Annotated in this window: 11 protein-coding genes and 1 tRNA gene; 3 read left to right on the forward strand and 9 right to left on the reverse strand. The window is 31.1% G+C overall.

Going from position 1 to position 14,173, the window contains the following annotated elements; genetic code table 11:
- Positions 1–8: 8 nt before the first annotated feature.
- From argB to BLP60_RS05045, 7 genes are all read right to left on the reverse strand, one after another.
- Complete coding sequence (gene argB, locus BLP60_RS05015; RefSeq protein ID WP_092064384.1) at positions 9–884, reverse strand: acetylglutamate kinase; 876 nt, start codon at positions 882–884, stop codon at positions 9–11.
- Positions 885–898: 14 nt separating this feature from the next.
- The gene (locus BLP60_RS05020; protein WP_092064389.1) at positions 899–1,396 is read right to left on the reverse strand and encodes a bifunctional nuclease family protein; all 498 of its coding nucleotides are present in this window, start codon (positions 1,394–1,396) and stop codon (positions 899–901) included.
- Positions 1,396–2,718 carry a tRNA (N6-isopentenyl adenosine(37)-C2)-methylthiotransferase MiaB gene (gene miaB, locus BLP60_RS05025; RefSeq protein ID WP_092064392.1) on the reverse strand — a complete coding sequence of 441 codons (1,323 nt, stop codon included), beginning with the start codon at positions 2,716–2,718 and terminating at the stop codon, positions 1,396–1,398. Before miaB ends, BLP60_RS05020 begins: the two co-directional genes overlap by 1 nt.
- A complete protein-coding gene (locus tag BLP60_RS05030; protein ID WP_092064395.1) occupies positions 2,715–3,299 on the reverse strand; it encodes an adenylyl-sulfate kinase in 585 nt (194 codons plus the stop codon). Before BLP60_RS05030 ends, miaB begins: the two co-directional genes overlap by 4 nt.
- An 18-nt stretch (positions 3,300–3,317) precedes the next feature.
- Entirely contained in the window at positions 3,318–4,397 is a 1,080-nt protein-coding gene (locus tag BLP60_RS05035; RefSeq protein ID WP_092064398.1) for an aminoglycoside phosphotransferase family protein, read from the reverse strand.
- Positions 4,398–4,440: 43 nt separating this feature from the next.
- Positions 4,441–4,758: a divalent-cation tolerance protein CutA gene (gene cutA, locus BLP60_RS05040; protein ID WP_092064401.1), complete on the reverse strand. Its 318-nt coding sequence runs from the start codon at positions 4,756–4,758 to the stop codon at positions 4,441–4,443.
- Positions 4,759–4,873: 115 nt separating this feature from the next.
- On the reverse strand, positions 4,874–7,609 hold the full coding sequence (locus BLP60_RS05045) for a PD-(D/E)XK nuclease family protein (protein WP_092064404.1): 2,736 nt from the start codon (positions 7,607–7,609) through the stop codon (positions 4,874–4,876).
- A gap of 155 nt (positions 7,610–7,764) precedes the next feature.
- On the opposite strand from BLP60_RS05045, the gene BLP60_RS05050 reads away from it, so the two are divergent.
- The 3 genes from BLP60_RS05050 to BLP60_RS05060 all read left to right on the forward strand — a co-directional run bounded on the left by BLP60_RS05050 (position 7,765) and on the right by BLP60_RS05060 (position 9,789).
- A tRNA-Met gene (locus tag BLP60_RS05050) sits at positions 7,765–7,841 on the forward strand.
- Between the two features lie 113 nt (positions 7,842–7,954).
- Entirely contained in the window at positions 7,955–9,055 is a 1,101-nt protein-coding gene (locus tag BLP60_RS05055; protein WP_092064407.1) for a glycosyltransferase family 4 protein, read from the forward strand.
- Positions 9,052–9,789 carry a UPF0280 family protein gene (locus BLP60_RS05060; protein WP_092064410.1) on the forward strand — a complete coding sequence of 246 codons (738 nt, stop codon included), beginning with the start codon at positions 9,052–9,054 and terminating at the stop codon, positions 9,787–9,789. Before BLP60_RS05055 ends, BLP60_RS05060 begins: the two co-directional genes overlap by 4 nt.
- 23 nt (positions 9,790–9,812) lie before the next feature.
- On the opposite strand, the gene dnaA is transcribed toward BLP60_RS05060, so the two are convergent.
- Together dnaA and BLP60_RS05070 are read right to left on the reverse strand one after the other, a co-directional pair.
- Entirely contained in the window at positions 9,813–11,156 is a 1,344-nt protein-coding gene (dnaA, locus tag BLP60_RS05065) for a chromosomal replication initiator protein DnaA (RefSeq protein WP_092064413.1), read from the reverse strand.
- Positions 11,157–11,525: 369 nt separating this feature from the next.
- Positions 11,526–14,168, reverse strand: coding sequence for a chemotaxis protein CheA (locus BLP60_RS05070; protein ID WP_092064416.1), 2,643 nt, complete (start codon positions 14,166–14,168; stop codon positions 11,526–11,528).
- Positions 14,169–14,173: the final 5 nt, after the last annotated feature.

A 14,173-nucleotide genomic window follows, 5' to 3' on the forward strand; every position in this document is an offset into this window, starting at 1 on the left:
ACCAAAATTTAACTAACTATTTGCGTACCTATGCCAGCTTTGGTAAACATCTCTAAAATAATAGAATTCTCTAACCTTCCATCTATAATATGAGTTTTCTCTACCCCTTCTTCTAAAGCCTCTAAACAACATTTTACTTTTGGTATCATACCACCCTTGATAATACCTTTATCCAATAATTCTATACTTTGTCGTTTTGTTAAAGAAGAAATTACATCCCCATTCTCATTTAAAATACCTGGAACATCTGTTAACAAAATTAACTTTGTCGCCTTTAAGCTACTAGCTACTGCACTAGCAACATAATCAGCATTTATATTATAAGTCTCTCCACTTTCATCAACTCCAACAGGTGCTAAAATGGGAATAAAACCTTCCTTTTGCAAAGAATTAATAAGAGCAGTATTCACAGAAACAACTTCACCTACTTTTCCTAAATCAATAATTTCAGGTGGAGCATTTTTTTTATCTATGATCATCTCCAACTTTCTAGCCTTGATTAAAAAACCATCTTTACCTGATAAACCAACAGCTTTCCCGCCCTTTAAATTAACTAAGTTAACTATTTCTTTGTTAACCTTTCCAACTAACACCATCTCTACCACATCCATAGTGGCATCATCTGTTATTCTAAAGCCTTCCTTAAAATGAGAGGGAATATTAAGCTGTTTTAACATTTTTCCTATCTGCGGCCCCCCTCCATGAACAACAACAGGATTTACTCCAATATATTTTAACAAAACAATATTTAGAGCAAAACTAGATTTAAGTTCTTCATCTATCATTGCGTGGCCACCATACTTTATCACCACAGTACGGCCATAAAAATCTTTAATATAAGGAAGGGCTTCTAATAAAATTTTGGCTTTTAAACTTTCTTCCATCTCTATCTTTGCCTTTACATTTTATATTTTGTTAAATCCAAATCATATTTGGCTAAAATTTCAGACCATTTTTTACTCTCTTCATCTTTTAAAACTTCTTGCCTATTTTCTTCCACTAGATGCTTAACTTCTAATAAAATATCTTCTTTGACCATAATTCTCACCTTTGCTCTAAGAGCTAGAGCAATGGCATCAGAAGGCCTACTATCTATAGATAAACAATTTTCTCCTTTTTTAATTATTAATTTAGCAAAATACGTAGATTCTTTAAGCTCTGTAATTTGAATTTCTTCTAAAACTCCTCCCATTTCTTTAATTGTATTTAAAAACAAATCATGAGTAAGAGGCCTTGGCATTTTTACATCATTTAAAGGAATAGAAATAGACATTGCCTCTAGTGCTCCAATCCATATAGGCAAAACATATTTTTCTTCTTTATCTTTTAAAATAATAAGTGGCATTTTAGTAGTTTCATCTAAAGCTAATCCAAATACCTTCATTTCTACAAACATTATCTCACCTCTCCCACTAAGGAATGTTTCTTAGCTTCAGTTATCCTTACTTTAACTAGTTCCCTTCTAATGTCCCTAGAACTCTCAATATTAACGACCCTGTTCCACAAATCTCGACCACGAAAATGAAGATTCGTTCCACCTTGGCGTTTACTTATTGTTTCTATTAAAACTTCTTCTTCTTTTCCTACTACTTGTTTATACTTTTTCTGCGTAATTTTTTCTTGAAGGGCTTGTAGTCTTATCAAACGTTCTTGCTTAACTTCTTCTGGAACTTTGTTCTCCATTTTCTCTGCTCTAGTTCCAGGGCGATCAGAATACTTAAAAGAATAAGCATTTTCAAACTCAACAATCTGCAAAACTTCTAAAGTTTGTTTAAAATCTTCTTCTGTTTCTCCTGGAAAACCAACAATCAAATCAGTAGTAAAAGAAATATCAGGTCTCGCTAACCTAAGTTTCTCGATTAAATCAAGATACCTTTTTTTAGTATATTTCCGTCCCATAATTTTTAAAATTCTATCTGAACCAACTTGCAGTGGTAAATGCAAATGAGGACACAATACTTCTAATTCCCCAAATAGTCTAATTACCTCTAAAGATAAATCTTTTGGATGAGAAGTAGTAAACCTAAGCCTTTTTAATCCATGAATTAACGCGACTTCTCTTAAAAGTTGAGCAAAACTAGTTCCATCTCCATACTTATCTTGGCCATAACTATTTACATTTTGACCTAATAACGTAATCTCTTTTGCCCCTCGTTCCACTAAAGTCTTGCATTCTGTTAAAACCTCAGCTTTAAACCTAGACTTTTGCCTTCCTCTAGTAAAGGGAACGATACAATAAGCACAGAAATTATCACAACCTTGCATAATATTTACAAATACACTTACATCAGCCTTTTCAGGAAATACCTTTTCCCTCTCTGGATAAAAATCCTCAAAAGAAAGTAAGCTAATTCTTTTGTGAGGAAAATTTAATAGTTCTTCAATCTTATCTGGAACTAAATATAGTCCGTCTGTACCAAAAACTAGACGCACATAAGGAAAACGCTCAAAAAATCCTTCTCCTATCTGTTGTCCTACACATCCTCCTACTCCTACAAAAAAACTAGGATTTTGTTCCCATTTCTTTCTAAACCTTCCTATTTCACTATAAACCTTTTGTTCAGGTTTTTCTCTTACACTACAAGTATTTAGCAAAACAAAGTCAGCTTCCTTCTCTTTTAAGGTCAAAGTAAAACCCCGTTTCTGCAAGCTTAAAATTAACCAATTAGAATCTGCCACATTCATCTGACATCCAAACGTAATAACACTAAACTTCATTGTAGATTATTCCTCTCAAGCCACTTTTTAATAAAAAAAATAACCTCTTTTTCTGCTTCTTCAAGACTTAATCTATCATTTTCTAAAATAAAATCTGCATTTGGATTTTCTTCAAAGTCTACATCCACTCCTATCACTTCTCCAAGACCAGGAAAAATTTTACCTGTTTTTTTTCTTTCCAAAGCCTTAGCATACAGGTTTGCCATTATCTTACCTTCAGGACGATTAGCCTCTCTTTGCATGGCTATTTCTAAAGAGCATTTTATATAAATCTCTGCAAAAGGGTTAAACTTTCTCCTAACCCTATCTCTAAACTCCAGTTTATAAGCAGCTCCATCCAAAATTACTCCTTTTCCCTGCTTTGCCAAATCAATCCCTTCATCACCAAACATTTTATAGGCTAACTCCCGTTCTTCTTTAGTGTATGTAGGATTAGGAAAATATTCTTTTCGTTTAACATCCATTTCTAAATATACAATATCCTGTGAACAAAATTTTTGTAAAAACTTAAAAGCTGCCTTGGATAAACTTGATTTACCACTTCCAGGCAGTCCTACAAACCATATTATCCACCCTTTCATAAGCTACAATGCCTCTTTTTACTCCATATATTTATTAATCTTCATATAATCAAAATTCTCATCTTCTAATACGTTTTGAATAAACCTAAAAAGCCCCTTTCTAACCTCTACGGGATGATTAGGATACCATTCAGGAGAGGCAATTACTAATCCTCTAAAAACATAAAAAGGAGCAATAAGTTTTAATATTTCTTTATCATTAGTAATGGATAAATACTCTTCCCAAAAAGTTAAATATAACTTCTCAAAAGGTCCAGAAAGTTTAGGCTGGTCATAAAGTCCAAACAATAAATAATTACAACTCATAGTGGCAACATCATCTGCAGGCTCTCCCCATTCACCTCTACTCCTATCTAACACACTAAAATCGAGATTATCACGTACTAACACATTCCAAGGATGAAAATCACCATGCACAGCACTCAAACGATGAGTAAATTTTCTAAACTTCCATCTCCAATCAATAAGTCTTTTTTCCAATTTCTGAAATTCCTCTGGAGTAAAATGCTCATAAGGATAAGGGTAGGCATCAATAAGGCCCCAGATACATTCTGAATGTCCAATAAGATCCCTAATTCTTCTTAAGTATAAATCTTCATCTTTCTTTTTTACAGAATGCACTTTAGCAAGCCAGCGAGCAAACTCTTTGGCTAAAGAAAAGTCCTCTTCTCTAACATCTCCTTTACGCATTCGCTCTAGATCAAGAAAATAATCATGTCCTTCTACTTTCTCTGTTAAGAGAAAAAACTCTTTAGGTTCCTTAACAGGAATAAGTCTTCCTCTACTATCAATATAACCTAACCCCATTGGTTTTACATGTTTATCCATACGAGCAGCACAGTCATACTGAAACATTAAAATTGCAGCTCTATCCCAATAAAATTGATGCCCATACTTATCTCCCTTCATAGTAGAAAGTACAAAGGAATTAGGTTTACCATTCAATTCAAAATGTACTAATAAAGGTTTGCCATAGCCAAAATCCTTCATTCCCTGTTCTTCTAGGGAACCAATCTCTCCTATACCTGTAAGTTTAGCTTGTTCTCCAAAAGCCTGCTGTAAATAATTCTCTAAAGATTGAAGATCTATCTCTTTCATGTCATTATCCTCCTAAACAATATTTATTGCAAAAATCAAAATTTTAGTTCACTTCACTAATAATCCAATCTAAAAAAGGTTTAGCACCATCTTCTATAGGTAAAAAAATAATGCACGGACACTCATAAGAGTGCATACTGCAAACCTTTTCTACTATTTTTTGCTTTAAGTTCCTCTTACTCTTGACTATTAAAATAGTCTCTTCAGATTTATCTATTTCTCCTTTCCACCAAAATAAAGAATAAACTTTAGGATAAATATTAGCACAAGCAATTAATTTATCTAAAAGTAATTCTTTAGCAATTTGTTTTGCCTCTTCTATATTGGGTGTAGTAATATACCCTAAAATGCACTCTGTCATGTTTTCAACCTCTCAAAAAAAGATAAGCTGAGAGTAAATATTTCCTTTTTACCTGTAAAGAGAAAAGAAAACTTATTTAATGATTTTGAACAACCTATCTTAACTTAACTAAAAATTATCGACCGACAGGACAAAGATAAAAATAACTGCAAAACAAACAATTTCTAGAATCCATAGTTGGTGAAAACTCCTCACTCTCTAACATATGTTCTATAACTATATCTATATATCTTGACAGCCGTGATTCAAACTCTATTTGTTTTGGATACTCATTTAATTTAAAAAAAGATCTTTCTTTTATCTCAAAATTAGATAATAAAACATAATTAGAAAAAATAGGATATTCGTTATAATTATTCGCTATTAAATATATATAAATAGGCAGTTGAAAATCAAATTTCTTTTCTTGTAAAAAAGAAAAGTTTATTTCTTTATTTTCCAAAAATAAATTTTTGTTAAACTTAATGTTTCCAGTTTTATAATCAAGAACATATAGGTCATCATCTCTTCTTTCCAACCTATCTACTTTACCAATTAACATTATTTTTTTATTTAAAACATTACTTTTAAAAGAAAACTGAAATTCTTTTTCTAAGTCCAAAATTTTTATTTTGCTATTTTTACTCAACTTTTCTAACCATATTAAATAATTAGATATCCTAGATAAAATAGTCTTTTTAATAAAAAAGGTCCTCTGTTGTTCAATATTTTGAAAAAAAGAATCATTTTCTAAAACATTATTTATAGACTCTTTTAATTTATTTAAATCAAATTTAAAATCAAAACCCTCTCTTTCTTTGTAAGGTAAAAAATATGAAAAGAGTATTTGATGAACAACTTTACCTATTTCTAAAGATTCTGAAATTTGCGAAGTTAAAACTCCTAAAATATAACGAAAATAAAAACTAAGAGGACAACGTAGATAATGGTTTAGAAGTGTAGCTGAAACATTTTGAGCAAGAAGATTATAAATCTTTTCTTTATCTTCTTTCTTTTTTTTAATTCCAGAAAATAAATTTAAATCAAAATTTTTTAACTTAATATCCAAAATTTTTATCTCAGGTTTTTTATTATTTTTTTCTTCCTGCCATATAGCCTCTTCTATATATCTAGATGGCATACTCTTTGTTTCATAAGAAGTAGTAGAAAAATTTTCAGTATAAAGAAAATAAACTTTTTTACATGAACTTACCAATCTCTTAAAATGATAATTTTGCAAAACTTCATGATGCTCTTTTGAAGGCAGACCTATTGCTTTCCTTATTTCCTCAGGAAATAAAGGATTCTGTTGCTTAAAAGATGGCAAACTCCCTTCCTGAGCCCCCAAAACATACAATTTTTTAAAACTTAAAAGTCTACTTTCTAAAAGACCCAAAACTTGCAATCCTTTTAAAGGCTCACCTTTTAAAGTTAAAAAAATACTATTTAGCCATTCTAAAATAAAATCCACAGCCTCATTTACTAAAAGTTTTTGTTCTCCCAAAATACTTTTAGAAATTTTTACCAGTATCTCTTTTTCCCAAAGTTTATAACACCGCTTAAAAAAAGAAAATTCTTCTGGTATATGTTTAACTATATCGAAAACACTTAAAAGAATTTTATTCCAAACCAATACTATTTGGTTCAGGTTTATTTTTTTCTGTTCTGCTAATTTAAGTACTGGCTCTAAAAAATTGCGTTCAAGATTTAAATAAAATTCAAAGTGTTCCTTTAGTATGATTTTTCCTCTTATAAATTCTAAATCTATATACTCTCTAGGAACTTGTGTGATAATTTTTTTTAAATACAACGCAGATTCAACATTAATAGCCTTTATATATCCATGAGTTAATAAAGCCTCTATATCTTGAACTCTTATCGCATTTCCTTGCACATATTTAACAACTTCTCCTAAAAAAAGAAGAAAAGAAAAAAAAGAAGTCCAACTTAATGAATACCCCATAGTAAAATTTACATTCTCATTAGGTAAAACAGATAACAAAGGAAGTAATAAATTAGAATCTGCTACTAGAATAGCCTCATTATCTGGATTTTTAGATAATTCTAAACATTTTGGAAGTTTATTTAATATGGTATGAAAATCAGGTCCCACCCAAAATTCATAGTCAGGAGAATCTTTTGAAACATCTTTAGAAATGATTTTAGGATTAATACCTAAAAAAGAAAACTCTCTTTTTAAAATAGAATGAATGTTACTTCCTTCTGTTTCCCAAAAACTTACTGCATCATGTTCAACTATAAGATGTTTAAAAATATGTCTTTCTGCTTTTGTTAAAGCAAAAAAACCTGCTAAAATAATTTTAAAATTCTTTAAATTTTTTTTTAATAAATCAAGATTTTCACTTATTAATCTAAACCTCATGCCAAGAGTATTTTTTAAACGTTTATCTAAACACTTCTTGATATCTCTATATATATTGGAAAAATTTTTTAAAAAACAATTAACTGTTTCTTGTCCTTCAAAAAAAAATTGTATATTTTCAGGAAAAACTAATTCTTGTTCTACTTCTTCAAACAAATCATATAAAAATCTCATCCAAGCAAAAGATAAATTTAAATTTTCATATTTTCTTAAAACTTCTGCACAAATACCTATAAACTCATAACAATCAATTAAACGATAAGGTAAAATTTGTATAGATTGCTCATTAATAAAGTCTTCTATAGAATAAATCCTTGGCAATAAAAACTCTTTTTGTTGCAGTTTTCCTAAATAATAACGCAGAAACAAACCAGCACGCCTAGATGGCAAAACTACACATATATCTTGCAAATCAGATAACTTAATCAAATAATTGGCTAACTGAAGCAAGAAAGTTTGTTCAGAAGGGACAATATAATGTTCTGCCATAATTTATACCTTGAAATTTATTTTTGATAATTTATTTTTAAAACAAAGCATAACAAATATCAAAAATAATTTCTCATTTAAAGCAGTATCTTAATTATCTATAAAAAAATCTTGACAAAAGTCTAAAAATCATTAAGTTTTCTCTTCTCGATTGACGCGGGGTGGAGCAGCTTGGTAGCTCGTCGGGCTCATAACCCGAAGGTCGGAGGTTCAAATCCTCCCCCCGCTACCAACACTTTTTTACCTATCTTTAAAAATATCTTTTCTTGCCTAAAATTAAGCCTCTTGCTAACTATCTAAAAAACTCCCCAATCTAGTGAAATTGAGAAAAGGATAAAATCTTTTATGTCTCAACAAAAACCTTGTATAGCTCTTTACCTTCCTCGTTTCAGTATCTATGGCGGAGTTGAGCGTTTTGCTTACAATTTGGCAGCTTATCTAAATAAAAATAATTTTAAGGTTATTTTTATTTGTGCCCGTAAAGAGATATCCCCTCCCCCAAACGTTAAAATTATTTGTACAGGTAGGCCTCCTCTTTCCAAAATAGGTAAAATGAGTTGGTATGCTTTTTTTGCCCAAAAAATAAAAAACCAAATCCATGCAGATATTCATTTTAGTTTAGGTAAAACTTTATCTCAGGATATTGTTAGGGTTGGAGGAGGACCTCTCAAAATATTTTGGGAATTGAGTCAAAAAGCCTACCCTGGCTTTGAAAAAAAAATTAAAATACTTCGACGTAAACTCTCTCCTGCCAATCAACTAACTTTTTGGTTAGAAAAAAAACAGTTTACTCAAGCTAAAAAAATTATTTGCGTCTCTGATCATGTAAAAGAATGGCTTCTTAAAGCCTATCCACACATTCCCTTAAATAAAATCACAGTTATCTATAATCTCCCAGATCTAAACAAATTTTATCCTCAACCCATGCGAAAAACTACTTTTAGAAAAAAGTACAACCTACCCTTAAATAAAAAAATTATTCTAACGGTTGCTACTAACTTTAAATTAAAGGGAATAGAATATTTAATAAAAAGTTTAAAATATCTACCGACCAATTACTGTTTAGCTGTAGCAGGTAAAAGAAATGCATCTAGTTATCTAAAACTTTCTAAAAAATTAAATCTAACCAAAAGGGTATTTTTCTTAGGACAAGTTAAAGAAATAGAATCTCTTTATCCTGCTTGTGACTTATTTGTTCTAAATTCTTTTTATGATGCGTGTTCTAATGCACTCTTAGAAGCCATGGCTTGTGGTCTTACTGCTATTTCTTCTATTTTTAATGGTAGTTCGGTCTTTTTAAATAGCAATAATTTAATAAATGACCCTGCTAACCCTCAACACATAGCGAATGTTATTCAAAATGCTTGTTTCATTCCCCTTAAAATTCCTTCTAACTTAAATATAGGGCTAAAACCATACAAACAAATAATAGAAAGTCTATTATGAACAGATACTTATCTCCAATTAGAAACTACCGAAAACATATTAAAACTAAAAACGAGTTATGTTTCCAAGTAATTTTAGAAGAAACAGACTTATTTATAGTAGCTGAAAAAAAATTAGAACTACCAATATTAGAGTATGTATCTTACTTAAGAAAACAAATAAAAACCTATATTGAACTGCACCCAGAATTTCTCACTTCTCTTATTCCATTACCTTTAGACTCCAAAGCCCCTCTAATTGTACAAAATATGCTTATTGCTGCTCAAAAATTTCAAGTAGGACCAATGGCTGCTGTAGCTGGAGCTATTGCCGAACAGGTAGCTACAAAATTCGTAGCCCACTCTCCCAACCTTATTGTGGAAAACGGAGGAGATATTTACATCTATTCGCAAAAATCTAGAACAATTGGATTACTTGCCCACCCTAATCAAAATATTTCTCTTGGTCTTAAATTAGATGCTTCTCAATTTCCTTGTGCCCTTTGCACTTCTTCGGGCAAAATAGGTCATTCTCTTAATTTCGGACAAGGAGATATTGTAGTAGTTATGGCCAAATCAGGAGCAGATGCGGATGCTGCAGCAACAGCATTAAGCAATCTTCTAAAAACTAAAAAAGACATATCTCCCATTTTAAAAAAAGCACAAGAGTTATCTCCTCTTGGAGTAAAAGGTCTATTTCTCCAATTAGATGAAACAATTGGAGCTTGGGGAGAGCTAGAATTAATTACATTTTAACTAATATAAAGAATTCTCAATCCTTAAATGCTTGTGATTCTCTCCAATGTCTTTTCTATTTGCCTTCCCAAAGGAGTTTGTCTATTTAATTCTTGTTCTACTTTAGCAATACCTTTTAAGACAGTAGAATGTCTTCGATTAAATCGGCGACCAATTTCTTCTAAACTCAAGTCTGTATATTTCCTGGCCAAGTAATAAGCAGTATTTCTTGCCCAAACATAATTTTTCTTTCTACTTTTTGATAGCAATGCTTCTATGGGAAGGTCATAAATTCTGGCCACATTCTTTAATATATATTCCAGGTCTATCACTGTCTCTTTTTCTAATGCATAATGTTTTAGAACATCCCTTGCTAATTCTAAATTAATCCTTTCTTTTAATAATTTAGCTTTTAAAACTAAATTATTAATACAGCTTTCTAATTGTCTTATATCACTTTGCACTCTACTAGCTATATACTCTCCAACATCTTTTGGGATACTAACCTGCATCTTTTTAGATTTATGATCTATTATTCTCAAAATTGTACCCATATCTGGTTTATTAATTACAGCCATAAATCCCTGACACAATCTAGAAACAAGCTGAGAGTCAACTCCATTTAATTCTTTTGGCAAAAACATACTAGAAAATACAACTTTCTTGCCCTGAGTTGTTAAAGACTTAATAGTGCATAAAAACTCATCTTGTAATTTTTCCTTATTTTGAAAAAAGTGAATATCTTCTATCAATAAAATATCTATCTGTTCTCTAAACCTTGCTTTAAATTGTTCAACCTGTCTCGCTTTAATAGCTAATACTAATTGAGAAGCAAACTCCTCTGCAGTTAAATAAGCAACCTTTACTCTGCTCTTATTAGATTTTTTCAAAAGCTCCAGTCCCATTGACTGCACTAAGTGAGTTTTTCCCAATCCTGGAGACGAACATAAAAACAGCTGATCAGAAGAAATACATGATTGACAAAAAGTTCTTGCTGCTAAAAAAGCCAACTCATTACAAGGACCGACCACAAAATCCTGAAATGAATAACGAAAAATACCCTTACCCTCTATTTTGGGTAAAATAGGTAAAGCCATCTCGCGCTCATCATGTTCACTCAAATCACTTAAAAAAGGAACTTTATGCTTTTTAGTCTTAGCTACTTTAATCTCTATAATTGGAGGTTCTCCTAAAACCTCAAAGGCAGCCTCTCGAATTGCATTAAACAACTTTTCTCTTACCCAAGAAGCCATAAAGTCATTACGAGCGGTTAAAGTAAGCTTAGAACCATCAATTTCTGCCTTTAAGGGTTTAATCCAAACCTTAAAAATCCCTTCTCCAAGACATTTTTCCAAAATATTTTGAATTCGTTGCCATGTGCTCATCATAGTTTCAAACTCTTAAAGAAAAGAATAAATAAACTCAACAAGGAATACCTCGGAAATAACCCCTTTTTTGACTAAAGCAACTTTCAATATAACATATTGATTTATTTAGAAAAATTATAAACACCAGCCAATTTCTAAGCTATAATACTCTTTTTCAACTTATCTCCTTTTCTCTAGTAAAGCCTTATAGAACTTCAATTGTCACCAAAGCATCAAAAAGTGTCGCCCAGACAAACTCTATTTTTCTTAAAATTTCTTCAAAATTCTTGTTTTTTCTTCTAGGCACATTAAAATTAATCTTTATCTTCAAATTAAGAAACAAAATTCTCTTCTTTTTTTGTTAAAGACCATAAAATTCAACTGGTTGTTTTATTGAATAAAAGAATGCCCTTTTTGAGTTGCTAGTTGATAAATTTCATTGGGGTCTAAAATAAGAATCACATTGCCATCTCCCATAATAGTTGCCCCAGAAATAGCTTGAACATCCCCCAAATATTCGCCTAAAGACTTAATAACTATTTCCTGTCGTTCTAATAAAACATCTACCACTAATCCTAATTTTCTTTCTCCTACCTGCAAAATAACTACAGGCAACAGTTCTCTATTTTCCTCTATTTTAGGTAAATTTAGTAGGTCTGCTAAATAAACTAACCCAAGTACTTCTCCTCTTAAAGTAATGGCCTTTCTTTTATTTATCTCACTTAAACTAGAAGCCAATATTTTGGTAGTTTCTGAAACAGCATCCAAAGGCAAAGCAAAAGTATCTCCTGAAACTTTTATCATAAGGGCATCAATAATGGCGAGGGTAAGGGGTAAAGTAATCACGAGTTTTGTGCCTTTATCTATCTCTGAAGAAACACTTACATTACCTTTTAACGCTCTTATATTATTTTTAACCACATCCATACCCACTCCCCGGCCAGAAATATCTGTCACTTTTTCAGCAGTAGAAAATCCAGGAAGAAAAATTAATTCTATAGCTTGCTGATCATCCATTGCTTCAGCTTCCTCATAAGTAATAAGTCCTTTTTCCAAAGCCTTTCGACGCATTTTCTCTGGATCAATCCCTCTACCATCATCTTCTACCTCAATCACTACAGAATTTCCTCTATGAGAGGCCCTTAACCAAACTTTACCTGGAATAGGCTTTCCCTTGGCCTTTCTTTCCTCTTCTGTTTCTAAACCATGATCCACAGCATTCCGTAAAATATGAACTAAAGGATCACCTATCAGCTCTATAACGCTCTTATCTAGTTCAGTATCTTCACCTTCAGTAATGAGTTCTACCGGCTTTTTGCTTTTTCTACTTAAGTCCCTAATTAAACGAGGAAAACGAGAAAATACTGAACGCACAGGCACCATTCTCACTTGCATAATAGTATCTTGCAAAGCATCAGAAATCCGAGCCATTGCATCAACACTCTCATTAAGTTTTAAAACAATATCTTGAACATTTTGTGTTTCTTCTAATTCCTTTGTTATCTGAGCAAAACGATTCCTATTAATAATAAGCTCTCCTATTAAATTCATCAATTGATCTAATTTTGTATGCTCAACTCTAATTGTGCTTATAATTTCTTTTTTCTTTTTTACTATAGGCTTACTTTCTTTTTTATTGTTTTCTAATTTTTTTATTTTATTTTCCTTATTCTCTAATTCATCTTTATTATGATCTTCTTCATTCTTGCTAGCAATAGAGGAAGTAGATATACTTTCTTTATCTTTTTGTTCCTTTGTTTTACTATATTTCTCTCTTTCTCTATCTTTATGTTCACTTTTTTCTTTATATTTTATAATATTTTTTTCTACTATATCTCTAAGAATTCCCTGTTCTTGATGAAGCAAATCTAACATTAAAGAAAAATCCACATTTTTATTTCTTGCATCATCAATAAGTTTAACAATACCTTTAGCATAATCACTAACTTCCTTAAACTCCATATAGGCAGAAGCATTTTGTATAGTCAAAAAAGATCTATACAATCCATCAACTAAATCTCTTTTTGATGGATCTTTTCTCAAATTATCTAATCCATATACAATATTGTCAAATTGTTGGTCTACTGTGCTTTTATATATTTCTAAATCTTCATCTTCATCCTTTCTAACCTCTATCTCTTGAGAAGCAGAGCTTATTCTTTTCTCTCTATTTATGTCTTTATCATCAGAATACGCAGCTAAACTTGTTAAAATTTCATCAATAGCAACTCTTTCTACCCAGCCAGAATCTCTATCTATACGCCCTATTAAATCACTTATAACATCTACACTTCTTAATAAAATATCAATTAATTCTGAACTTATTTCTATTTCTTTATTCCTAGCTTTATTTAATAAAGTTTCAGCCGTATGAGCCAATTTATTTAATTCTTCATAACCAATGATACCACTATTACCTTTTAAATTATGAAAGGCTCTAAAAATATCATTGATTAGGTCCTCATCTTTAGGATCTTTTTCTAACTTTACAATATTATCATTAAGTTGAGATATAATTTCTTCTGCTTCTTCAATAAAATCTAGGAGATGTTCTGGACTAATGATTGTTAGTTTATACCCTTCTCCTTCTTTACTTACTATCTGAGTTTCAGAACTTGACTTTTTATCTTCTGCACATAACTCTCCTTGCATAACATTTTCAATTCTCTTTAAAATTGGTTCTATATCCACATCTCCTTCTTGTCCTTGCTCTTCTAAATTATCTAATAATAAACGTAATGTATCTGTAGTCTCTAAAATAATATCCATTATCTCTGGAGTAACCTTCATCTTACCCTTACGCAATTCATCTAAAATATTCTCTCCTTTATGGGCAAGAGTATTGATCTTCTCTAGGCCTAAAAATCCTGAAGCTCCTTTTAAAGAATGCATAGGTCTAAAGATATCATCTAAAATAGATCGATCCTCTGGATTCTTCTCTAGATCTAAAAGTTTAGGTTCTATTGAATCCAAATGATCTCTACCTTCAACTACAAATTCTGTATACACTTCAGGATCGAGAAATTCGGCCATATTTT

It is taken from the genome of Desulfonauticus submarinus, assembly GCF_900104045.1.
GTDB lineage: Bacteria > Desulfobacterota > Desulfovibrionia > Desulfovibrionales > Desulfonatronovibrionaceae > Desulfonauticus > Desulfonauticus submarinus.

Bases quoted from the DNA above. Each gene is read 5' to 3' on its own strand.
- argB (WP_092064384.1), bottom strand. From the start codon at position 884: ATGGAAGAAAGTTTAAAAGCCAAAATTTTATTAGAAGCCCTTCCTTAT.
- BLP60_RS05020 (WP_092064389.1), bottom strand. From the start codon at position 1,396: ATGTTTGTAGAAATGAAGGTATTTGGATTAGCTTTAGATGAAACTACT.
- miaB (WP_092064392.1), bottom strand. From the start codon at position 2,718: ATGAAGTTTAGTGTTATTACGTTTGGATGTCAGATGAATGTGGCAGAT.
- BLP60_RS05030 (WP_092064395.1), bottom strand. From the start codon at position 3,299: ATGAAAGGGTGGATAATATGGTTTGTAGGACTGCCTGGAAGTGGTAAA.
- BLP60_RS05035 (WP_092064398.1), bottom strand. From the start codon at position 4,397: ATGAAAGAGATAGATCTTCAATCTTTAGAGAATTATTTACAGCAGGCT.
- cutA (WP_092064401.1), bottom strand. From the start codon at position 4,758: ATGACAGAGTGCATTTTAGGGTATATTACTACACCCAATATAGAAGAG.
- BLP60_RS05045 (WP_092064404.1), bottom strand. From the start codon at position 7,609: ATGGCAGAACATTATATTGTCCCTTCTGAACAAACTTTCTTGCTTCAG.
- BLP60_RS05055 (WP_092064407.1), top strand. From the start codon at position 7,955: ATGTCTCAACAAAAACCTTGTATAGCTCTTTACCTTCCTCGTTTCAGT.
- BLP60_RS05060 (WP_092064410.1), top strand. From the start codon at position 9,052: ATGAACAGATACTTATCTCCAATTAGAAACTACCGAAAACATATTAAA.
- dnaA (WP_092064413.1), bottom strand. From the start codon at position 11,156: ATGATGAGCACATGGCAACGAATTCAAAATATTTTGGAAAAATGTCTT.
- BLP60_RS05070 (WP_092064416.1), bottom strand. From the start codon at position 14,168: ATGGCCGAATTTCTCGATCCTGAAGTGTATACAGAATTTGTAGTTGAA.